Annotated in this window: 18 protein-coding genes; 11 read left to right on the forward strand and 7 right to left on the reverse strand. The window is 64.1% G+C overall.

Annotation, left to right across the window (positions count from 1 at the left end):
• The first annotated feature begins 158 nt into the window (after window positions 1-158).
• Both AC066S_RS01780 and AC066S_RS01785 read left to right on the forward strand, forming a co-directional pair.
• Window positions 159-587 (forward strand): hypothetical protein, encoded by a 429-nt coding sequence (locus tag AC066S_RS01780; RefSeq protein ID WP_478268941.1) that lies wholly within the window; start codon window positions 159-161, stop codon window positions 585-587.
• 5 nt (window positions 588-592) lie between these two features.
• On the forward strand, window positions 593-1,240 hold the full coding sequence (locus AC066S_RS01785) for a TetR/AcrR family transcriptional regulator (RefSeq protein WP_135166137.1): 648 nt from the start codon (window positions 593-595) through the stop codon (window positions 1,238-1,240).
• A 45-nt stretch (window positions 1,241-1,285) separates the two neighbouring features.
• Here AC066S_RS01785 and AC066S_RS01790 read toward each other — a convergent pair whose 3' ends face one another.
• Entirely contained in the window at window positions 1,286-1,939 is a 654-nt protein-coding gene (locus AC066S_RS01790; RefSeq protein ID WP_126259481.1) for a TetR/AcrR family transcriptional regulator, read from the reverse strand.
• A 200-nt stretch (window positions 1,940-2,139) separates the two neighbouring features.
• Here AC066S_RS01790 and AC066S_RS01795 point away from each other — a divergent pair, with 200 nt between their 5' ends.
• The 8 genes from AC066S_RS01795 to AC066S_RS01830 all read left to right on the forward strand — a co-directional run bounded on the left by AC066S_RS01795 (window position 2,140) and on the right by AC066S_RS01830 (window position 13,864).
• On the forward strand, window positions 2,140-2,922 hold the full coding sequence (locus tag AC066S_RS01795; RefSeq protein ID WP_235884792.1) for an ATP-binding protein: 783 nt from the start codon (window positions 2,140-2,142) through the stop codon (window positions 2,920-2,922).
• Window positions 2,923-3,071: 149 nt separating this feature from the next.
• Complete coding sequence (locus AC066S_RS01800) at window positions 3,072-4,043, forward strand: efflux RND transporter periplasmic adaptor subunit (RefSeq protein WP_478268762.1); 972 nt, start codon at window positions 3,072-3,074, stop codon at window positions 4,041-4,043.
• Entirely contained in the window at window positions 4,040-5,116 is a 1,077-nt protein-coding gene (locus tag AC066S_RS01805) for an efflux RND transporter periplasmic adaptor subunit (protein WP_478268763.1), read from the forward strand. The genes AC066S_RS01800 and AC066S_RS01805 overlap by 4 nt, the downstream gene beginning before the upstream one ends.
• Window positions 5,113-8,250, forward strand: a complete 3,138-nt coding sequence (locus AC066S_RS01810; RefSeq protein WP_478268764.1) for an efflux RND transporter permease subunit — start codon at window positions 5,113-5,115, stop codon at window positions 8,248-8,250. Before AC066S_RS01805 ends, AC066S_RS01810 begins: the two co-directional genes overlap by 4 nt.
• Window positions 8,251-8,261: 11 nt before the next feature.
• Window positions 8,262-8,717: a hypothetical protein gene (locus AC066S_RS01815; protein WP_478268765.1), complete on the forward strand. Its 456-nt coding sequence runs from the start codon at window positions 8,262-8,264 to the stop codon at window positions 8,715-8,717.
• An 87-nt stretch (window positions 8,718-8,804) separates the two neighbouring features.
• Window positions 8,805-9,806, forward strand: a complete 1,002-nt coding sequence (locus tag AC066S_RS01820; protein ID WP_126259486.1) for a PAS domain-containing protein — start codon at window positions 8,805-8,807, stop codon at window positions 9,804-9,806.
• A 496-nt stretch (window positions 9,807-10,302) separates the two neighbouring features.
• Entirely contained in the window at window positions 10,303-11,607 is a 1,305-nt protein-coding gene (locus AC066S_RS01825) for a protoglobin domain-containing protein (protein ID WP_478268942.1), read from the forward strand.
• A gap of 49 nt (window positions 11,608-11,656) precedes the next feature.
• Window positions 11,657-13,864, forward strand: coding sequence for a putative bifunctional diguanylate cyclase/phosphodiesterase (locus AC066S_RS01830; protein ID WP_478268766.1), 2,208 nt, complete (start codon window positions 11,657-11,659; stop codon window positions 13,862-13,864).
• A gap of 159 nt (window positions 13,865-14,023) precedes the next feature.
• Here the strand turns inward: AC066S_RS01830 and AC066S_RS01835 are convergent, their stop codons facing one another.
• From AC066S_RS01835 to AC066S_RS01845, 3 genes are all read right to left on the reverse strand, one after another.
• Entirely contained in the window at window positions 14,024-15,247 is a 1,224-nt protein-coding gene (locus tag AC066S_RS01835; protein WP_164718846.1) for an ABC transporter substrate-binding protein, read from the reverse strand.
• A 197-nt stretch (window positions 15,248-15,444) separates the two neighbouring features.
• A complete protein-coding gene (locus AC066S_RS01840) occupies window positions 15,445-16,374 on the reverse strand; it encodes an alpha/beta hydrolase (protein ID WP_135170352.1) in 930 nt (309 codons plus the stop codon).
• Window positions 16,375-16,647: 273 nt separating this feature from the next.
• Window positions 16,648-17,217, reverse strand: coding sequence for an alpha-ketoglutarate-dependent dioxygenase AlkB (locus AC066S_RS01845; RefSeq protein ID WP_478268767.1), 570 nt, complete (start codon window positions 17,215-17,217; stop codon window positions 16,648-16,650).
• A gap of 81 nt (window positions 17,218-17,298) precedes the next feature.
• On the opposite strand from AC066S_RS01845, the gene AC066S_RS01850 reads away from it, so the two are divergent.
• Window positions 17,299-17,439: a hypothetical protein gene (locus tag AC066S_RS01850; RefSeq protein WP_164718835.1), complete on the forward strand. Its 141-nt coding sequence runs from the start codon at window positions 17,299-17,301 to the stop codon at window positions 17,437-17,439.
• Here AC066S_RS01850 and AC066S_RS01855 read toward each other — a convergent pair.
• The 3 genes from AC066S_RS01855 to AC066S_RS01865 are packed head-to-tail and all read right to left on the reverse strand — an operon-like array spanning window position 17,436 to window position 21,244.
• Window positions 17,436-19,022, reverse strand: coding sequence for an ATP-binding protein (locus AC066S_RS01855; protein WP_478268768.1), 1,587 nt, complete (start codon window positions 19,020-19,022; stop codon window positions 17,436-17,438). The two genes, AC066S_RS01850 and AC066S_RS01855, sit on opposite strands and share 4 nt — an antisense overlap.
• Complete coding sequence (locus AC066S_RS01860) at window positions 19,019-19,723, reverse strand: response regulator (protein ID WP_478268769.1); 705 nt, start codon at window positions 19,721-19,723, stop codon at window positions 19,019-19,021. Before AC066S_RS01860 ends, AC066S_RS01855 begins: the two co-directional genes overlap by 4 nt.
• A gap of 12 nt (window positions 19,724-19,735) precedes the next feature.
• The gene (locus tag AC066S_RS01865; protein ID WP_167767625.1) at window positions 19,736-21,244 is read right to left on the reverse strand and encodes a DUF4153 domain-containing protein; all 1,509 of its coding nucleotides are present in this window, start codon (window positions 21,242-21,244) and stop codon (window positions 19,736-19,738) included.
• Window positions 21,245-21,280: the final 36 nt, after the last annotated feature.

Here is a 21,280-nt window from a genome sequence, read left to right on the forward strand (position 1 = left end):
ATCGGATCTGACCGATGCATGCAAAGCGGTGTTCGATCGTGCGACCACCGGTTCGGCCAGGACCAGATAACCAAGTGACCTTGCGGCGGGTGTGACCGGGCTCTGTCCTGGTTGATATCTGCGCTGCGACAGGAGACAGGAGCGATCTCGTGAGCGCGATGTACATATCGGCCCTGGCTGCCTTTGGCGGCTCCGCCTTCGGCGCGGTCTCGACCATCGTCAGTGGGTGGTTCGGCCGACGCCGGCGGCTTCGCGAGCGTCATCATGCCCGCTCGTTCTCGAAGCGCGAGCGGCTGTACCGGAGCTTCATCGAGGAGGCGTCACGGCTCTATGCCGACGCCCTGATCAACGACCGGGCGGAAATCCCCCAGCTGGTCGGCTTCTACACGCTGGTCGGACGCATGCGGATCTTGTCGAGCAACGAGGTCGTCCAGGCCGCTGAGCGAACCGGGCACCTGATCATCGAGGCGTATCTCTCGCCCAATCGCACGTTTGTGGACCTGCCCAAATTCATCGAGGAAATGGATCCGTTGCGCGATTTCGGCGAAGCCTGCCGCAGCGAGCTCATGAACTTCCCGGCGCGGTGAGAAGCATGCGCGAGGAAATTGGGCACAGGACGGGGAATGCGGACGCCCGTCGCAAGATCGTGCTGGCCGCTCTCCAGCTCTATTGCGAGATCGGCCACAACAAGACCACGGTCTCCGACATCGCGCGGCACTTGTCGATGTCCTCAGCCAACGTCTACCGCTTTTTTCCGTCGAAGCAGGCGATTGAAGAGACAGTCGTAGGAGAGGTGCTCGAGGAAACGGTCAGTGCGGCAACCGAGGCGGCCCGTACCCCCGGGCCGGCATTGCGGCGCTTGGCGACAATCCTGAAAGCGATCGCCGACTGCAATGAAGGCCGATCGGCGAAGCACGGAAGGCTGCAGGATCTGGTGGCCTTGGCCGTCCGCCAAAACTGGACCGTCGTCCGCGCCTACGACGACAGGATCCGAGGGCTGGTGCGGCCGATCATCGGCACCGGGCAGGCAAGCGGCGAGCTGCGGGGCGGTAGTCCGATGGCGCTGACCTGTTGTCTGCTGCAAGCCATGGATGTTCATCTCAATCCGTCGTGGGCCGGGGCGGCGACGCTTCGGCCAAGCTTCGAGAAGATGTCGAGATTTTGTTTGGACGCTCTGGCTTGCAGCCCGTCGTTGCACGCCGGGATGCCATCGCATGTGCGGCTCGAGGCTGCCGGCTAGCGGGGCGCCTCCGACGCGCCACGCGCGGTGGGGGTTGCCGCAACGCTAATGCGGCCAGCCTGTCTCGCAGGCGGCGAGGAAGAATCCGACGCGTTCGCGCACGAAGCCGGGAAGTTCCTTCTTCAGGTCCTTGGGAGTCTCGCCGACGAGCGACCGAAACAGCATCGGTAGGAGGATCAGGTCGAGAAAGATCTGCGCCGTAGCGCGGCTTCGCTTGGCGCTGAAGGGGCCCTTCGGGGAGCGCGCGAGCCTCTGCGTGGCGTCGTCGAGCAGCTGGGACACCGCGGCCAGGGAACGATCGCGCGCTGCATCGTGAACATTGCGGCTCAGCTCGGGGAACCGCTGCGATTCCGCGATCGTCGCGCGCACCATGCCCAGCGATTCCTCGACCACCCTTTCGACGATGGCGGTCCCGAGGCTCATCAATTTGTCCTCGATGGAGCGGCCTTCGGGCGAGAAGCCCTCGAAGTCCGTCAAGCCGTCGATGGTGCGGGCCACCACGGCGGCGAACAGCGCCTCCTTGCCGGGGAAGTGGGCGTAAATCGTCGGCTTGCTTGCAGGGGCGAGCTCGGAAATGTCGTCAATGCTGGCGCTACGGTAGCCCTTCTCGAGAAACAGCTGCTGGGCCGCATCGAGAATGCGCGCCTGCGCATCGCCCGCAAGACCCTTGGGTGGCCTGCCACGCTTCGTCTTCTTCATTCTTGGACCTCCTCGCGGTCTTTGCATGTCGCTTTCCACTTGACATGGCCCGCGAAGAAAGGCAAGAAAAAGAAAATATACGGTGTAGTATATTAAGTCGCCGGACCTGGTCCCTTTGTGGGACCGGCGAGGGCCCCCGGATGATCAGGCAAAGCTGGGGTGTTCGAGCCCGATCGTCCGGACCGACTGAGGAGAATGTCGTGACTGTCTCGATCCCGGATCCTTGTGCATTGCAGGAAGGCGTGCTGCTGCGCGAGCTGCATCACAGAGTGGCCCACGGTGTTGCCTTCGCCATCGACGTCGTGACCGCCACCGCTGTCCGGGTCGAAGGAGCGGAAGCCAAGCGCGCACTCAGCGACGTCGTCGAGCTGCTGCATGGCTATTCCGACGTGCATCGCGCGCTGGCCATGCCGGCGGGCGAAACGCTGATCCATGCCGCAGCCTACATTCGCAAGCTGGGCCTTGGCATGCGCCGGGCGCTCCTGGACCGGATGGATATCCAGTTGGCCTTCGCAACCCAGTCCATCGCGCTCAAGCCGGAGCGCTGCTGGTACCTTGGGCTCATCGTCCATGAACTCGTGATGCACGCGGCAAGGCACGCGTGCTTCGACGCGCGGGCGGGGCAGATCAGGATCAAGCTGACGCGCACCGGTGCACTGGTAAACTGCGTGATCCTGGACAACGGCTCGCGTCCGGCGCGCGAGGCTTCCGACCGCGAATTGCGAACCGCGACGGATATCGCGAGGGCCCTTGGCGGCCGCATCGAGCAGGGCTTCGGCGCTGAATTCACCTCGATTGTCCTCTCCTTCCCGCTGACCGAGCGCGAACGGGGCGCAAACTGGTCAATCGCAACGCGCCAGATGAGGGTTCCGCGGCGCGCGAGAGCCGCCGCCGCTTCGGATGGCGCTGCGCTCCGTCCCCGCCCATCCGCCGATGCGCTTGGCGGGCTGTTGTCGCCCTCCCACCATACGGACGCGTCATGACAGATCAACCTTCCGATCCGATCCACGTCGCTCGAACGCAGCGGGCAGCGAAGGGTCTCGCCGCAGCGACCTTGCTCGTGAGCATTGCGTTGACCGGCTGCGATGATCACGCGGCGCGGACGGCCACACGCGCCACGCTGGTCCGGACCATGATCGTGCAGCCGCGCGACCGCGAATCCTCCGCCACGTTGACGGGGGAGGTTCAGGCGCGCTTCCGTGCCGATCTTGCGTTTCGCGTCAGCGGCCATGTCGTTGCACGCACGGCGGATGTCGGTGCTCACGTCAACACAGGCGATGTCCTGGCCCGGCTCGATCCGGCCGAGCAACAGGCCGATGTCGATGCTGCGATCGCGACGGTGGCCTCCGCCGAAGCTCGGCTGCGCGTGGCGAGCGCCACCTTCGCCCGGCAGAAGGCGCTGATCGCGAGCGGCTTCACCACCCGCGCCGTCTACGATCAGGCAGAGGAGGGCCTGCGAACGGCGGAGGGCGTGCTGGAAGCCGCCAAGGCGCAGCTGGGCAGCTCGCGCGATGCGCTCAGCCATACCGTGCTGCGCGCTGAAGCCGATGGCGTCATTACCGCGCGCAATCTCGAGGCTGGCCAGGTCGTGCCGGCGGCCCAACCCGTGTTCTCTCTTGCGCAGGATGGGGCGCGGGATGCGGTCTTCGAGGTCTACGAATCCGTCTTCCTTGGCCAGACTGACGCTCGCCACGTGACGCTGGCGCTGGTCTCCGATCCCAGCGTGACCGCGACGGGAGAGGTGAGAGAGATCTCACCGGTGATCGACGCGAAGAGCTCCACGATCCGCGTCAAGGTATCGATCAAGGATCCACCGGCCGCGATGACGCTGGGCAGTGCCGTCGCCGGGACGGTCAAGGCGAAGACTCAGAACGAGATTGTCTTGCCTTGGAGCGCGCTGACGGCCGCGGGGAGGAAGCCCGCCGTCTGGGCCGTCGACCCGAAAACGCAGACAGCGTCGCTGAAGCCCGTCGCGGTCGGTGCCTATGAGGCCGGTCAGGTCTTGATCAGCGCAGGCCTCGAGCCGGGCGACCGTGTCGTCGTCGACGGCGGCAAGCTTCTAAGCATCGGCCAGCCGGTCGCCGAAGAGGGAGATCGCTCATGAAGCGACAGGTCATGATGATCGCAGGCGTGCTCGCGGCGGCCTCGTTGCTCGCCGGCTGCGACAAGGAGGCGCACGCGCCGGAGCCTGCTCGCCCCGTGCTCTCGATCGTTGCCAAGCCGATCAGCGGTGACAGCACAATTGCCGTCGGGGTGGTCGAGCCGCGCTACAAGACCAACCTTGGCTTTCGCGTCCTCGGACGGCTGACCTCGCGTCCGGTCTACGTTGGCGACATCGTCCAGGAAGGGCAGGTCGTTGGCGCGATCGATCCAACCGCACTCGATCTCGCCGTTCGCGCAGCGCGGGCGCAATTGGCAAAGGCCGAGGCGCAGCTTGCGACGGCCAAGGCCTCGGAGGATCGGCAACGCACGCTCATCACCAGCGATGCGACCACCAGGCAGACATTGGACAATGCCGAGCAGGCGCGCGCCGGAGCCGAAGCGGGCGTCGCACAGGAGCAGGCGAGCCTGACCAAGGCGATTGAGCAGCTTGGCTATGCCAAGATCAAGGCTGATTTCGGGGGCGTCGTCACGGCCGTCGGCGCGGAAGTCGGCCAGGTGGTCTCGCCCGGACAGACTGTGGTGACGGTCGCGCGGCCGGACATCCGGGAGGCTGTCGTCGATATCGGGGAAGACCTCCCTGTCCCCCTCGAAGTCGGTCTCCCGTTCACCGTCAGCCTGCAGCTTCTTCCCGCCGTTCAGGTCGAGGGCAGAATCCGCGAAATCGCGCCGCAAGCCGATGCGGTGACGCGGCTGCGGCGCGTCCGGATCGCGCTCGACAACCCGCCCGAAAGCTTCCGCCTCGGCGCGACCGTCACGGCGAAGCTCGGCAAGGACCAGAGCGAGGCCTTGCGCCTGCCCGCATCAGTGGTGCTCGCCAGGGACGGCGCCGATTTCGTCTGGGTGGTCGATCAGTCCGCCGGCACCGTCGCGCTGCAGAAAATCGAGGGCGTCGCCGACCAAGGGGGCATTCGCGTCACCAGCGGGCTTGCCGCGGGCGCCCGTGTCGTCACCGCCGGAATTCACAGCCTCAGGCCCGGACAGCACGTCCGCATCGAACAGGATCAAGATCAATGAAGTCGTTCAACCTATCCGACTGGGCGCTCGGCCATCGCTCGCTGGTCTGGTATTTCATGATTGCCTTCATGGCGGCCGGCCTGTTTGCCTATCTCCAGCTCGGACGCCAGGAGGACCCTGACTTCACCATCAAGACCATGGTGATCCAGGCGCAGTGGCCCGGCGCCTCGCCTGAGGAGATGACGCGTCAGGTCACCGACCGCATCGAGAAGAAGTTGGAGGAACTCGAATCCCTCGACTACACCAAGAGCGTGACGGTCGCGGGCCAGACCGTCATCTTCGTCTATTTGCGTGACTCGACCAAGGCGGCCGCCGTCAAGCCGACCTGGGTGCGCGTTCGCAACATGATCGCGGACATCAGGGGCGACTTCCCGCAAGGCGTGATCGGCCCCGGCTTCAACGATCGCTTTGGCGACGTTTTCGGCAACGTCTATGCCTTCACCAGCGACGGCTTGAGCCAGCGACAGCTCCGCGATCGGGTCGAGGACGTGCGCGCCAAGGTGCTTACGGTGCCCGACGTCGGTAAGGTCGATATCCTCGGCGCGCAGGACGAGGTCATCTATCTCGAATTCTCCACCCGAAAGGTGGCCGCCCTCGGCCTCGACGTCCACGCCATCATGAATTCTCTGCAGGGCCAGAACGCGGTGGCGCCCTCCGGCGTATTCCAGGAAGGGCCGGAGCGGATCAGCGTCCGTGTGAACGGCCAGTTCGCCTCGGAGGCCAGCCTGAAGGCGGTTAATCTTCGCATCAACGACCGCTTCTTCCCGCTGACCGATGTCGCGACCATCACTCGCGGCTACGTCGATCCGCCGTCAACGCTGTTCAGGTACAACGGTCAACCCGCCATCGCGCTCGCGATCGGCATGAAATCCGGAGCCAATCTGCTTCAGTTCGGCGAGGCGCTGAAGGAGGAGATGACCAAGGTCATTGCCGACCTGCCGATCGGCGTCGGGGTGCACCTCGTCGCCGACCAGCCTGTCGTGGTCGAGCACGCCGTTTCCGGGTTCACCGAAGCGTTGTTCGAGGCCGTCATCATCGTGCTCGGCATCAGCTTCCTGAGTCTGGGCTTGCGTGCCGGGCTCGTGGTCGCCATCGCCATTCCGCTCGTGCTCGCGATCACATTCGTCGTGATGGCCTATTGCGACATTTCGCTGCAGCGAATTTCGCTGGGGGCCCTGATCATCGCGCTCGGCCTCCTGGTCGACGATGCCATGATTGCGGTCGAGATGATGGTGGCGCGGCTCGAGATCGGCGATCCCCTCGAAAAGGCGGCAACCCACGTCTATACGTCGACCGCATTCCCGATGTTGACGGGAACGCTCGTCACCGTGGCCGGCTTCATCCCGATCGGGCTCAACAGCAGCAACGCAGGCGAGTTCACCTTCACCTTGTTCGTGGTGATCGCGGTGTCGTTGATCGTCTCGTGGATCGTCGCCGTATTGTTCACGCCGCTTCTCGGCGTCACCATCTTGCCGGCCAGGATGAAGGGACATCACGAGCAGAAGAGTCGCCTGGCGCAGATGTTCGCGCGCCTGCTCCTGTTCTGCATGCATCACCGCTGGAGCACCATCGCCGTGACGGTCGGCGCCTTCCTGCTCGCCTTGTTCGGCTTGCAGTTCGTGCAACAGCAGTTCTTTCCCTCGTCGGACCGCGCCGAGCTCGTGATCGACTGGAACCTGCCCCAGAACGCCTCGATCACCGAGACCAACGCGCAGATGGCCCGCTTCGAGCGCGAGCAATTGCAGGGCAACGATTCGGTCGAGCACTGGTCCACCTATGTCGGCACGGGCGCGCCCCGCTTCGTGCTGTCGTTCGACCTTCAGACCGCCAACACCTGGTTCGGCCAGCAGGTGATCGTGACCAAGGGCGGCATCCCCGCGCGCGACCGGGTCAAGGCGCAGTTCGAGGATTATTTGAGGAAGACCTTTCCGGGCACCGACACCTACGTCAAGCTGCTTGAGGTCGGCCCTCCCGTCGGCCGTCCGGTGCAATACCGCCTGAGCGGCCCCGACATCGCAGAGGTCCGCAACCTCTCGCAGAAGCTTGCAGGTGTCATCCGCAGCAGCCCCGACCTCGGCAACGTGGTGTTCGATTGGATGGAGCCTGCGCGCGTCGTTAAGGTCGACGTCCTTCAGGATAAGGCGCGCCAGCTCGGCGTGACTTCGGAAGACATTGCCACCACGCTGAATTCCGTGCTTCAGGGCTCGGCGGTCACGCAGGTGCGTGACAGCATCTATCTCGTCAATGTCACGGGACGGGCGACCGCGTCGGAGCGCGCTTCGATCGATACGCTGCGCGACCTGCAATTGGCCGGGCTCGGCGGCCAATCAGTGCCGCTCGGAGCCGTTGCCAATCTGCGCTACGAGCTCGAGCAGCCCACCATCTGGCGGCGCGCGCGGATTCCCACCATCACGCTGATGGCCGGCGTCATCAGCGATGCGCAGCCGAAGACGATCGTCGACCAGCTCACGCCGAAGGTGGCCGAGTTCGCCAAGCATTTGCCCGCCGGCTACTCGATCAAGATCGGCGGTTCCGTGGAGGAGAGTGCCAAAAGCCAGGGGCCTATCATTGCGGTCGTGCCGCTGATGCTGTTCGTCATGGCGACGGTGCTAATGGTGCAGTTGCAGAGCTTTTCGCGCCTGTTCCTGGTGTTCGCGGTCGCGCCGCTCGCGTTGATCGGCGTCGTCATGGCGATGCTGCCGAGCGGTGCGCCGCTCGGCTTCGTCGCCATCCTCGGCGTGCTGGCCCTCATCGGCATCCTGGTCCGGAACTCCGTGATCCTGATCGTGCAGATCGAGGATCTGAAAAAGGAGGGCAGGCCGCCCTGGGATGCGGTGCTGGAAGCGACCGAGCACCGCATGCGGCCGATCCTGCTGACGGCCGCCGCCGCAAGCCTCGCGCTCATTCCGATCGCGCGCGAGATCTTCTGGGGTCCGATGGCCTACGCCATGATGGGCGGCATCATCGTCGGTACGCTGCTGACGCTGCTGTTTCTGCCGGCGCTGTACGTGGCGTGGTTCAGGATCCATCCAGAACAGGTGAATGGACCGCCGATGGGTGAATCTCACGCGGCTCGAGCCGAACTGGCCTCCGCGCACGATGCGCCGGAGCTCGCGCTCGAGACGCAAGCCTGAAGGAGACGAGAATGCTTTCATTGAAGCCCCTTGCCGTCACGCTGGGCGTGGCGTTCGCGACGATGCCCGCTGCCGCGTTCGCGCAATTCCCCCCGCCGCCTCCGATGGCGCCTCCTGCGGTTCCCGCCGCCGGCCCGCCTCGACCGGGCCCGGGTCCTGGTCTCGGTGCGCCACCGCCGCGCCTTGGTCCTGCGGCTGCACCGCGCGCCGATCCCGCCGCAAGAGGTCTCGGTCGCGTGCCGACGGTCGCAAACTCTGCGCGGGCGGTCTCGGTGAATATCGGGAGGGGCGACTATGCTCACCACAGACTCGGCACCTATGGCGCGCGTGCGGCGTCATACGCCGGTGCGTACGCCGCCGGCGTTTATGCGGGTCATGCCTATGATGATTCGCGCTCCAGCTACTACGCGAGCGGCAACTGCGCTTACGTCTACAGGCGCCACCGCCGGGTGCTGATCTGCGATTAGGTGCGCCGTCGGAATAATAGATCAGACGAGCTGGACAAGACGGCAGAGTTAGCTAATTTGCGACGGTCGGAGAGCTAAGAGCAGGAAATGTTGGGCCTCTTGAAGGGAGGGACCGAAGAGACCTTCGGTATCATCGAGCGCGAACTGCGGTGTGGCTTCTGGAGCTGGGATTTGCGCTCCAATGAAATGCAGTGGTCGAGGGGGTACTATGATCTTCTCGGCATCGAACCCGGAAAGGTACTTCCGTCCTTCTCTTCCATTCTTCAGGTGACGCATCCCGAGGATCGGGGCGCGCAGGCCGAGGTCGATCGGATCGTTCGCAAAGCGTCTACCATCAGACGGAAATTCCGCGTCATCCGACGAGGCGGCAACGTCGCATGGATTTATTGCCAGATCATCGTTTTCGTCGATGACGAGGGCAACTCGGAGAAAGCGTTAGGCGTTTGCACGGACGTCACGGTCCAGGAAGACCAACTCAGTCGGCTTCGGGTTGCCGACGAGCGATACCGGGCCTTGGTGAAGGCCACTGGCGCCGTTGTCTGGGTTGCGAAGTCTGATGGCCGCCTCCACGAGGTCATCAATTGTGAGCACGGCGCAGAAGTTCAGGCCGCTGTGCTGAATTCCGGCTGGCTCCAACTGATACACCCAGATGACCGCGATGATACCATCAAGGTGCGCGAAGCGGCGAGCCGCGAGAAGCGAGGCTACGATGTCGTACATCGGATCCGGCACGCAGACGGCAGCTTCAAATGGAAGCGCTCGACGGGCCAGCCGGTGCTCGATGGCGCCGGCAACGTCAAGGAATGGCTCGGGATAAGCGTCGATCTCGAGCCCGACACAGCCGGGTCCGCGGGCGACTCGATCACCGGCGCGCAGGTCAGGGCGGCCCGAGGTCTCTTGCGCTGGTCCGTCATGGATCTGGCCCATGCCGCGGGCATCAGTCGCGCAACGATACGGCGGATCGAGGAATTGGATGCGGCTCCAAATCACAACGATCCCGCCCTTTCGTCGATCGAAGCCACACTTTCGAAGGCGGGTGTCGAGTTCTTCTTTCCGAAAACAGGCAAGCCGGGCGTGCGTCCGCGCTAAATTGGCGCGCTGTCATGGACGGTCGAGCCGAATTGGCGCGCGCGACCCGCATATCTCACCTTCAACCAGCAAATTTGGCGCTTTGCTCGCGTGATTCTCGAGCTTCATCGCGCGCAATGGCGCGTGCCACGAAAGCCGAGCACCAATTTTGCCTAACAAAAGGTTAGTCGCTCCGCACTATTGTTCCGACATTACAGTCGGTCTTTCAGGGCGGGAATCATGAGAGACATCTTTCGATACCTCGGAATTGGTACCCGCACTCAGCTGTTGGCTGAATGCACGCCTTCCCTTATCCGCCGGATCGAGCCTGATATCGCGCTCGGGAAATATTCCTCTTTGGACATCGCGGGCGCCCTTTCCAGCTAGTCAGCCTGCGTCGTGGATTAGCGAGGTCGCGCTTACCCAATCGTTTTCAAGGCTTGCAATTTGAGAGGATGTCATCGTGACCACCGAATTAGCTGCGGACTCCACCTCTGATCAGCATCGTCGAGTTAGGATGCGCTTCATGGGTATTACAGCCCGAACCGGCGAGCTGTTGCGGGAATTCTGGACCATCGCCGAGCCGGAGGTTCCGCGAATTCTTGACGGCTTCTACCGGCATCTCACGATCGAGCCGCATTTGGCGAGCCTGGTCGGCAACAACGTTCCTCGGCTGAAAGTGGCGCAGGGCACGCACTGGGCTCGCTTGTTCAACGGCCGGTTCGACGACGAGTACCTGAAGGGCGTTCGTGCCATCGGGATGGTGCACAACAAGATCGGCCTGGAGCCGCGATGGTACATCGGCGGCTACAATTTCGTTCTCAATCAGCTCATAGCGGTGGGCATACGGCAGTATCGCTGGAGGCCATCGCACCTCTGCGAGCTTCTCAGTGCAGTCAATTGCGCTGTGATGTTGGATATGGAGATCGCGATCTCTGTCTACCAGGAGGCAATGCTCGCCGAACGGGAGAAGCGCCAAGAGAAGGTCCGCGCCGCCATTTGTGCCTTCGACGAGCGGATGAAAGCGGTGTTGAATACGGTTGGTGGATCCTCTGCCCAGCTGCAGGATGCCGCGAGTGCGCTGGCGGCGAGCTCTTCGCAATCGACCCAACAATCGGCGACCGTGGCGGCAGCTTCGGAAGAGGCGTCGACCAATGTGCAGGCTGTCGCCGCATCGACCGAGCAACTCTCCTCCTCGATCCGGGAAATTGCCCGTCAGGTCTCGGAATCGACGCGGATTGCGGGCATTGCGGTGGAGCAGGCCTCGAGGTCCGGCGCCACCGTCCAGAGCCTCGCAAAAGCGGCTCAACGCATCGACGACGTGGTGGAATTGATCAAGTCGATCGCTGGGCAAACCAATCTGCTGGCGTTGAATGCCACGATTGAGGCCGCGAGGGCGGGTGAGGCGGGTCGCGGCTTCGCGGTCGTTGCTGCCGAGGTCAAGGCCTTGGCGGAGCAGACAGCAAAAGCAACCGGTGAAATCGGGGAACAGATCTCGTCGATCCAGAGCGCGACGAAGCAGTCGGTGACGGCAATGCAGGATATCTGCGGTACGATCGAATCCATCAACGAAATCGCCACGATCATAGCAGCCGCCGTGGAGGAGCAGGGTGTCGCGACAGCCGAGATCGCACGTAACGTTCAACAAGCCGCGCGCGGCACGCAGGAGGTTTCGAGCAACATAAGTGGAGTCAGCCAAGGCGCTGCTGAAACGCGGCAGACCGCGGGAAGGCTGCTGAGCGCCTCCGAGGCGCTTTCCGGCCAAGCATCGGCTCTGCGGTCCGAGGTAGACGCATTCTTTGACGAAATCAAAGCCGCCTAGCATTGCGTCGCAGAAAGTCATGGGACCAGCCAATACAATTCATGCTGCGATGAGCGAAGTTCTGCCTGCGGCCGAGAGCCGGCCGGCGTCACGATCTGCTATCGGCCCTCGCGGCTCTCCGGCCATGGACTGGGAGCGACTGGTTCATGCGGCCATCGAAAGTAGCTCTCATGGCTTGTGCGTTTTCGACGAACGGTCGCGTCTGGTGATCGGCAACGAGCTGCATCGCAGTTTGTACGGCCTGACGCCCTCGCAGGTTGCCGCCGGGACACACGTGCAGGAGCTTCTGGTCAGCCGGTATGCCGGCGCTAACGGAATGTCTGCGGGCGCCCGGATTGCCGAGTACATGGCGGCGATCCAGCTGAGAGCAGAATTCCGAACCAGCTACGCACTTGAAGGTGGGACGGTCATAGAGCTCGACATGCATCCCATGGAGGGAGGTGGCTTTGTCGAAAGGCATCGGGACATCACCCAGCTGCGGCTTGCCGAGCTGCGGGCCGAAGCGGCAAGGCAGGAGCTGATCGAGAAGCAATATGCCATCGATCAAGCGGTCATTGTCGCAGTCACCGATGTGCGCGGTACGATCACTTATGCCAATGACCGGCTCTGCGAGATCAGCGGCTACAACCGCGACGAGCTCATCGGAAGCAATCACCGCATCCTGAAGTCCGGGGTTCATTCGCGTGAGTTCTTCCGCCAGATGTATCGTCAACTCGCGCGCGGCCGGGTCTGGCGCGGAGAGCTCTGCAACAAAGCGAAAGGCGGCAGTTTATATTGGGTCGATACGGTCATTACGCCTCAACTCGGTCCGGAGGGGAAGCCAGTGGCTTACATGGCAATCCGGGTCGACATAACAGCTCGGAAGAACGCCGAAGCGCTGGTGCACTATGCGGCCCGCCACGACGCTTTGACCGGGCTTTTGAACCGGGCCGCCCTGCTCGAGGAGCTATCGAACCGGCTTGCACAAGCAAATGCGAGCGAACAAGAGCTGATCGTCTACTTGCTGGATCTCGACGGGTTCAAGTGGGTGAATGATACGCTGGGGCATGCTGCCGGTGACGCCTTGCTCAGGCAGCTGAGCAGGCGCCTCAAGTCGGTTTCGGCCGATGGCGATCTGATCGCCCGTCTGGGAGGCGACGAGTTCGCGATCGTTCAGTTCAACACTGGAGAAGGGCGCGAACAGGCGGAAAGACTTGCGATCACCCTGCTCGAAATCGTAGCGATACCGTTCTCGATCGCGGCACAGGATGTCTCGGTCGGGGTGAGTATCGGATTGGCGCTCGCACCCCGGCACGGCTCTACGGCTTCCGAACTGCTCTACAAGGCAGATCTCGCCCTCTATCGCGTTAAGGCGGAGGGCCGAAACGGCTATCGGTTCTTCGAAGAAGAGATGCACAGGAACGCGCAAGCCCGCAATCGGCGTGTCGGCGAACTCCGCGAGTCCGTGGCCCGGGGCGATTTCGAATTGCACTATCAGCCGATCTTTGATGCGAAGACGCTGCAGCCGCGGGTGATGGAGGCCTTGGTGCGATGGCGTCATCCCTCTCAGGGCCTGCTTTACCCGGATCGCTTCATTGGACTCGCTGAAGAGACCGGCCTTATGGAGCCCTTAGGCCGGTGGATTCTTCGTCAGGCGTGCGCAGACGCAGCGTCGTGGCCCAAGGGGATCAAGGTCGCCGTCAACCTGTCTCCTGCGCAGTTTCAAGGACCGGCACTGTTCGACGATGTGCTGAGAGCGCTGCTGGAAACAGGTCTGTCGCCCGATCGGCTCGAGTTCGAGGTCACGGAATCCATTCTGCTGCAGGAGAAGGAGGAGAACCTCTTGCTCTTTCGCCACCTCAAGAACATCGGGATAACGATCGCGCTGGACGACTTCGGTGTGGGATATGCATCGCTTGGTTCGGTAGTCTCATTCCCCTTCGACAAGGTGAAGATCGATCGATCCTTCACCAAAGGCTTAGTGACGAACCCGGCGAACAGGACGGTGGTGGCCTCGATCATGACTCTGGCGGCCGGCTTAGGGGTGCAAGTTACTGCAGAGGGCGTCGAGACCGAGGAGCAGCTACATTACCTGAGGGGCCAAGGACTAGATCTCGTCCAAGGATATTTGCTGGGCAGACCAGCATCGGCTGACCTGAATGAGTGGGTTCGTGCCATCCCGGCCGGGGCCCCGCAGGGGAGCCATCATCTGGCTTGCGATGGAAGGCAAGTTGAGCAAGAGCCGGTTTCTCCGCCGCACGCGGCTGCCTCCTGTTAGCGGGGTGGCGTGATCTCTCGCACGGGCAGACCATGTGTGGAGAGACCTTCACCCAACCCCCGTCTCATATCTCGCTGCGCTCAATGTGAGCTGACCCTCCCCCTCCGAGGACCCTCCAGGGGAGGGCAAGAGGTACGTCACCGCGCGCGCTAGGCCACCTCACCTTGCCACCCCCTCCGTGAACGCCGTCTCGATCACCTCGCCAAAAGGCTGCCACGACCGTCCGTCGAACTGGACCAGCCGCATCTGCTTGATCGGCAGATAATTGCTCGGCGAGGTATTCATCCTGATGTTGGGCAGCGCGACGGAGGGGTTGTAACCCCTCAACGAGGCCGCCTGACGCATGATGTTCTCGCGTGACAGGTCGTCGCCGCACTGCTTCAGCACCTGCGTCAACGCCTCGGCCGCGGCGTAGCCGTAGACCGCGGCGTTGTTGTTGGTGCTTTCGACCTGATGGTACTTGTCCATGAAGGCGAACCATTCCTTCATGGCGGGATCGTCTTTCCAGGCGGGATCGCTCGGGTCCTTCAGGAACGCCGCCGAGATAACGCCGGCCGAATTCTCCAGGCCCGCGGGCGCCATCGCATTGGCGATCGAGGCGGAGGCATCGTTGACGATGAAGACCGGGCGCCAGTTGAGCGAAGCCGCGAGCTTGATCACCTTGGAGGCCGTCGATGGCACGCCGAGGAAGACGAAGATATCGGCGCCGGCGCGCTTGAGGATCGAGACGTGGCCGTCGAGGTGCTCGTCGCCGATGTCAAAGGCGATGTCGACGAGGACATGGCGGTTCAGGTCGCCCAGTCCCTCCTGGATCCCCTTGTAGAGCATGCGTCCGAACTGGTCGTTCTGCCAGAGCACGACGATTTTCTTCCTGGGGTAATAAGCCTGAATGTAGTTGGCGTAGATGCGCCCCTCCGACCGGATCGACGGCTGCCAGCCCATGGTCCAGGGGAACGCCCTGGCCTGGCTCAGCTCCTCGTCGCCGGAGGCGACGAAAAGCTGCGGGACCTTCTTCTCGTTCAGATACCAGCGCGCGGCGAGATTGCCGGGCGTGCCGAACGATCCGAACATCAGGTGCACGTCGTCCTTCTCGACCAGATTGCGCGTCAGCTCCAGCGCCGTCGACGGATCGGAATTGTCATCGCGCGTGATGAAGCGGATCTTGCGGCCGTTGATGCCGCCGCGCGCGTTGATCATGTCGAAATAGGCAGCTTCCGCCTGACCGATCGCGCCGAATTCAGAAAGCGTCCCCGAATACGGCATGACATTGCCGATGCGGATTTCCTTGTCGCTCGCCGGCTGTTCGGCGCGTTGCTGCGACATCGCCCCCAGCGAGGCGAAAGCGACGATCGAAATGAACAGCACTCTTCCGGTGACGCGCATGCTCGACACCTTTTCGTTGGCCACCAACGAGGTCGGCTCAGTTCGCACCAAGGCCGATTGATGTAGGTCAAGCGTTTGGCGATCGTGTGGCCTGGCGGGTCGCGGGCGAAACGGCAGGCGTGTTGACCGGATTGTCGGGTCCTGCGGACGAGGCCTAGCAAATGGCGTGAGTTGTCGATAGCGGAGCAACGCCGCTGCTACGGCAGCCCCCGCGCCTCCAGCTGGCGCACCAGCAGCAGCGTCGGTTCGGCGAGGCTGTCGCCCGAGCCGTCGAGACCGAGGGCGCTCGCGATGCCGTCGCGGCTGCGCAGCAGCGCGCTGCGCGGGCAATGGCCGGCGCCGCAGAGCGTCTTCTTCAAGGTTTCGCCCTGTGCCACGGTCCCAGCGGAATCGTCGGCGGACCAAGCCAGGACGATCGGAACATCGACATTGAGGATACCCGGGAAAACCGAGCGCTTGTTGTATTGGCTGACATCGCTGCCGAGATAGGCCTTCTCGCTGTCGCTCGCGTCCTTGCCCGCGCGGTAGATGCCGGACACCAGGACAACGGCGGCGACATCGGCGCGGTCGGCCTGAAACTCGGGATGCGCCAGCAGGGTCGCGAGGTGGAAGGCGCCGGCGCCATAGCCGATCGCGACGATCTCGCGGGCATCGCCGTTGAACAGGTCGATATTGCCGTGGACCCAGGACAGCGCCGCCGCCACGTCGGTGGCGCCCATCGGCCAGGTCGCCGAGGGCGCCAGGCGGTAGTTGACGCGCACGCCGATCATGTCGTTGCGCGCGGCAAAGCACATCGCCTGATCCTGGATCTGGCGCGACAGTTCCGGCGCGGCGTGGTCGCCGGTGAACGTGTCGCCGGTCACGAACAGCAGCACCGGCCGCGGCGTATCCGCCTTGGTGGCGCTGGCGGCGACATCGAGCACGTTGGCTTCGCTCTCGCCGTAGCGCAGGCCGCGCGAGAAGGTGACCTGCTCGCACAGCCGCGCGGTGCCGCCGGCGGTGGTGTCGGAATCGGTGAGGCCGACCCGGATGAGATCTGAGGGGCCCGTGAGCCTTGGCGGCGCTACGACATGGGCAGACGCCGCCGTCATGGTCAGAAGCAGGAAAAATGTCAGGCAATTCTTCATGGTGATGCCGGCCTTCGGGGCCCATATTGGCCCGCAGATGTGGCCCGTCTTTTCAATTCGCCTCATTAGTCAGCCGGCCTTGAGGCGAATTCGCGGCACCTCCCACCGATTCGCGGCGGCACGGAACGCGCCGCCGGTCCGGCGTGCAGCCGGGTTTGGTACGCAAGTACGGTCCCCCCGGGACGGCTGCGCGTCGCCGCCGGGGGCTCGAGCCGGGATGGCCTTCTACTGTGCATGGGGTTGTTTTCGAAATTTTTCGTTTTGGACGGCCCGTCAGGTCCGCTTCATCGTCCGAAACGTGATGGAGTAACGGCGCGCCCCGACCGGCGGGATGCTGTGCTCCCATTGCGAGCGTGCCTCGCCTTGCATCAGGTAGAGCGAGCGCGGCTGCGCCTCGAGCGTGTGGCGCTGCCATTTGTCGTCGTACCGCCGGCGGAAGCGGAACTTGCAGGCCGAGCCCAGCGACAGTCCGAGGACCTCCTTGAACTGCGGCTTGTCGCGGTGCCAGCCGATGCCGACGCCGATATCGTATTCGGTGCAGAGCACCTGCCGGACGCTGGCCTCCGGCAGTCCCGCCCAGGCCTCGGCCCGGCGCGCGATCGGCAGGAGCCAGTCCGGGATCGGCTCCGCCTCGGCCAACCGCTGCAGCGAATAGTCATAGCGGTAGCCGAAGGACGCCACCCGCCGGTTGCCCTCGAACGCCCCGAACTGGAAGCGCTGGAGTGGCAATGCTGCGATGCGGCCGATCAGATCCTGCTCGACGGCGGCTTCGATAAATTTGTCGGCATAGCGAAGCCCGGATGGTCCTGCTTCCGGCTCAGTGAACAATCCGAGCTGCGTCATTTCTCGCATTTCCGTGACGGAACCTTTTGCCGCCCCAAGCGACTTACATATGACGCGGGAGGTAACGCGCGAGAGGCTGTCATGGCACAGAAGCATACCGCCGATCCGGCAGAGATCATGCGGGCGACAGGTCATCCCGAGCTGGAATATGCCGCCGGCTGGACCATCGCGGGCCTGGTCACCATCGGCACCATCGTCGCCGCCTGGGTGTTTGCGATCTAGGCTATTGGAAATTGGAGCTCGAAGGCCGCCCCCTCTTCGGTCGGCTTGAGGCTGATCGAGCCGCCATGGCTCGCCATCACCGCCCGCGCGATCGCAAGCCCCATCCCGGTGCCGCCCTGGTCGCGGCGGGTGGTGAAGAACGCGTCGAAAATCCTGTCGCGGTTCGGCGCCGAGATCGGTTCGCCGTCATTGCTCACCGTCAGACGCAGGGTCGTGCGCTCGAAGGCCGCCTCCAGCCGGATCGCTCTCGCCTTGTGCCGCATCGCGTTGTCGGCAAGATGCGACAGCACGATCAGCGCCTTCTCGCCTGACATGGCGATGGAGCGGTCGAGGCTGCCGCTGGCCTCGATCGAGCTTTCCGGAAACCGGCTCTTGAGATCCGCGATCACCGGCGCCAGCTCGGTGCGCTCGTTCTGCGGCAGGCTCTCGGCGCGGGCGAGTTCGCGCAGCCGCTGCGCCATCGCCTCCAGCCGCTGGGTGTCCGAGAGGATGTTGGCGATGAAGGTGTTCTGCTCGGCCGGCGTCAGGCTGCCTGCCTTGCCCTGCACCGAATCCTGCAGCAGCTCGGCCGCGCCCTTGATCGAGGTCAGCGGCGATTTCAGCTCGTGGGTGAGGTGGGCCGAGAATGTCGCGATATAGTCCGAGCGCCGCGCCAGCTGCTCGGCCATGCCGAGGAAGCTATGCGAGAGCTGGGCGAACTCGCGCGTGCCGTAATGCCGGAGCGGCTGGAACGCCTCGCGGTCGCCGCGGCCGATTCTGGCAGCGCGGTCGACCAGCTCGCGCATTGGCAGGGTGATGGTTCGCGAGAATACGAGGCCGATCGCGATGGTGCCGAGGATGACGGCGAGGCCGGCCAGCACGAACTTGGCCCGCTCCTGGTAGAGATGATCGAAGATGTTGCTCGGCGTCCGCGTGGTGTAGATCACGCCCGCGACGCGGTTGTTGACGATGACGGGCATAGCCGAGAACACGTGCACGCCGAGGCCGCGGCTGAAGGAATAGATCGGCGGCGGCGGCTTGTCCGGCACGCGGTTGCGCAAAGTGGCGCGGTATTGCCCGTGCAGCGCGTCCGCGACCTCCTCGATATGGGCGAGCGACTGCCCAACCTCCTGCCGCCCGGCGATGACGACGCCCTGCGGATCGAGGATCCGAAAGCCCGCCAGCGTCACCTTCTGCGTCTCGCGGATGATCGGCGTCAGTCTTGCGCCGATCTCGACATAGCCCGGCTGGGCGGGCCGGAGCGCGGGCAGCGCATCCGGTCGACGCCGCAGCAGATCGTTGGCGGTGAGATCGAGCGCGGGCCGGATCGGCGTCACCGGGTCGCCCGGATCGGGCAGCACGTTCGGCGGCACTTCGGCCCCCAGCGTCAGCCCGCTGTCGAGCCGCACTGAGACTTCCTGCGCGTAGATCGTCGCCAGCACGCGGCTCTGCGCAATCAGCTCGGCCTGGGTCTGGCGGATCAGCTGGTTGTCGTAGAGGCGGAAGAAGAACAGGCCGACCAGCGGCAGCACTGCGACGGTGGCCAGCACCGTGAAGATCACGAGGCCGAGCGACGGCCGCCATTTGTCGGGCGCCGCCTTCATGCCTCTTTCTCGCAGCGGCCGAGCTTGAAGCCGACGCCGTGGATGGTCTCGATCACGTTGTCGCAGGCCAGCGCCGCGAGCTTGGCGCGGATGTTACGGATGTGGCTGTCGATGGTGCGGTCGGAGACCTGGATGTTGAGCTGATAAGCCGCCCGCATCAGCTGCTCGCGGTTGAAGACCGAGGTCGGCCGGGTCAGGAACGCACGCAGGATGCCGAACTCGATCGCGGTGAGTTTCAGCGGCGTGCCGGCGAAGGTCGCCACGTGCTGCTCGGGATCGAGAAGCAGGCCGCCTTGGGTCAGCGCGGCGGGGCCAGCCTTGGTCTCGCCGTTGCGCGGGTTGAGCCGGCGCAGGATGACATTGACCCGCGCCACCAGCTCGCGCGGGCTGAACGGCTTCGTCACGTAATCGTCGCCGCCGATCTCGAGGCCGAGGATGCGGTCGATCTCCTCGTCGCGCGCCGACAGGAACAGGATCGGCACGTCGGACGTCCTGCGGATCTCGCGGCAGACGTCGAGGCCGTCGAATTCGGGCATGCCGATGTCGAGCACGATCAGATCGGGCTTGTCGGCGGCCACCCGGCCGAGCGCCTCCTTGCCGTCGCGCGCCTCGATCACGTCCATGCCGGCCTTCTTCAAAGCGACGCGGATGACCTCGCGGATGTGGCCCTCGTCGTCGACGATGAGAATGCGATGCGCCAAGAAACTCTCCGCTCAGCCGGCCGGCCGGGTGCCGGACGGATCCTTCGCCAGCGCGTCCAGCCTGCGCTGAAGCCGCCAGCTCCGAAAGCCCCAGCTCCGCCAGGCCAGATCCTGGCGCTGCTGTTCTACAAGGCGGTCGCGTCGCGACACAAGGCAGCTCTCGCTCGAGCCGGGCCGGAGTGCGATGGCCCTGTCGATGGCGGGCAGTGCCTGTGGTCCGAGCGTCAGGAGATAGTTGATGTCGATTGGCATGCCGTTGCCCGATGCTTCCCGGCTGTGAGTGACATTATAGTCGGCGATGAAGGCATCGAAGTTCACGAGCGAGCAGCCATAAAGCACGGTCGCGAGCGCGATCAGATTGGCGCCGACGAGCCATTTGTTCGACCGCTGGAGGGCGATGCGGGTCACGATCAGGACCAGTCCGAGCGCGACCAGCCCCATCCAGATGAAGGCCGCGACGCGCCAGTAAGTCAGCATGTAGACGCCGACGTAGAGATCGAGACGAAGGATGGAGGAGGCGACGAGAAGCACGTTCTGTCCCACCCAGAGATAGACCAGCGGCCGGATCACCGTCGAGTTCTCGGCCGGTCCGCCCGGGCGCATCGCCACCAGCACGAACGCCGCGGCGAGCAGGGCGGTTACGATCAGCGGATAGGCCCCGCGATGCGCATAGCCTGCATAGGTCAGATTGTCGGGCAGTGCCAAATGGCCCCAGAGATAGATGCCGTCGAGAACGGACTGCGCCGCGAACAGCAGGTTGAACAGGATCAGCGAGCGCAGGATGGTGGAGGGGCCGAGGAATTCGGCGGAGGCAACGGGCGGGAGCGGCGGCGGCACGAGACCGTCGGCCGCAGCGGTGTTGACGATCGGCTTGCGCCGCCAGCGCACGTGAATGAACGGCCAGACCAATGCCAGCATCAGCGCCCAGAACAGGACGCGCGGGATGCTGACATAATGAAGAATGAGCTTCGGATTGAGCAGGGACACCCATTGCTCGATCACCGGATTGGCCGCGGCGAAGAGCGCGACGAAGACTGCGCTCAGCGCCGCCGGCAGCAGCCAGCGCGCAATGCCGCGGGTGAGCGCCGACGCGTCGAACGCCTGGGGCACATCGAGAAAGAGCCGGAAGGGACTGAGCAGGACGAAGTTGCGCAACGCGCGGCCGCGGTCGGCGAGCCCGGTCGCTTCCGCATTGGTCGCGAGCAGCAACGCGATCATCAACGATGCGACCAGGATCAGGAACGACAGCGTGTTGAGCTCCTCGATCACAGGCACGAGACCGGCGGCGAGAACGGCCGAGCCGACCAGAGCGCGGCGCAGATCCATGGCCGCACGATTGAAGCACACCGACACGCCGGCGATCGCGATCGCAAAGAGTGCCAGCGACAGCCCGATCCGCTGCCCGTAGAACAGCCAGTCGGCGAGTGCGGCCAGCACCAGCGCGAGGCCGACCTTGGCCGGGATCGAGGAATGACCGATCGGCTTGATTTCCTCCGCGATCGTCGAAGCCAGGCTTGTCATGTCCAGAAGACCTTTCGTGATGGTTGGCATGACGAA

It is taken from the genome of Bradyrhizobium sp. CFUWI, from assembly GCF_056429085.1.

What these genes read in the sequence shown, in the direction of transcription:
- AC066S_RS01785 (WP_135166137.1), top strand. Translation starts at nt 593, where the DNA reads ATGCGCGAGGAAATTGGGCACAGGACGGGGAATGCGGACGCCCGTCGC.
- AC066S_RS01840 (WP_135170352.1), bottom strand. Translation starts at nt 16,374, where the DNA reads ATGAAGAATTGCCTGACATTTTTCCTGCTTCTGACCATGACGGCGGCG.
- AC066S_RS01805 (WP_478268763.1), top strand. Translation starts at nt 4,040, where the DNA reads ATGAAGCGACAGGTCATGATGATCGCAGGCGTGCTCGCGGCGGCCTCG.
- AC066S_RS01850 (WP_164718835.1), top strand. Translation starts at nt 17,299, where the DNA reads ATGGCACAGAAGCATACCGCCGATCCGGCAGAGATCATGCGGGCGACA.
- AC066S_RS01825 (WP_478268942.1), top strand. Translation starts at nt 10,303, where the DNA reads ATGCGCTTCATGGGTATTACAGCCCGAACCGGCGAGCTGTTGCGGGAA.
- AC066S_RS01820 (WP_126259486.1), top strand. Translation starts at nt 8,805, where the DNA reads ATGTTGGGCCTCTTGAAGGGAGGGACCGAAGAGACCTTCGGTATCATC.
- AC066S_RS01780 (WP_478268941.1), top strand. Translation starts at nt 159, where the DNA reads ATGTACATATCGGCCCTGGCTGCCTTTGGCGGCTCCGCCTTCGGCGCG.
- AC066S_RS01815 (WP_478268765.1), top strand. Translation starts at nt 8,262, where the DNA reads ATGCTTTCATTGAAGCCCCTTGCCGTCACGCTGGGCGTGGCGTTCGCG.
- AC066S_RS01835 (WP_164718846.1), bottom strand. Translation starts at nt 15,247, where the DNA reads ATGCGCGTCACCGGAAGAGTGCTGTTCATTTCGATCGTCGCTTTCGCC.
- AC066S_RS01865 (WP_167767625.1), bottom strand. Translation starts at nt 21,244, where the DNA reads ATGACAAGCCTGGCTTCGACGATCGCGGAGGAAATCAAGCCGATCGGT.
- AC066S_RS01810 (WP_478268764.1), top strand. Translation starts at nt 5,113, where the DNA reads ATGAAGTCGTTCAACCTATCCGACTGGGCGCTCGGCCATCGCTCGCTG.
- AC066S_RS01855 (WP_478268768.1), bottom strand. Translation starts at nt 19,022, where the DNA reads ATGAAGGCGGCGCCCGACAAATGGCGGCCGTCGCTCGGCCTCGTGATC.
- AC066S_RS01845 (WP_478268767.1), bottom strand. Translation starts at nt 17,217, where the DNA reads ATGACGCAGCTCGGATTGTTCACTGAGCCGGAAGCAGGACCATCCGGG.
- AC066S_RS01830 (WP_478268766.1), top strand. Translation starts at nt 11,657, where the DNA reads ATGAGCGAAGTTCTGCCTGCGGCCGAGAGCCGGCCGGCGTCACGATCT.
- AC066S_RS01800 (WP_478268762.1), top strand. Translation starts at nt 3,072, where the DNA reads ATGATCGTGCAGCCGCGCGACCGCGAATCCTCCGCCACGTTGACGGGG.
- AC066S_RS01790 (WP_126259481.1), bottom strand. Translation starts at nt 1,939, where the DNA reads ATGAAGAAGACGAAGCGTGGCAGGCCACCCAAGGGTCTTGCGGGCGAT.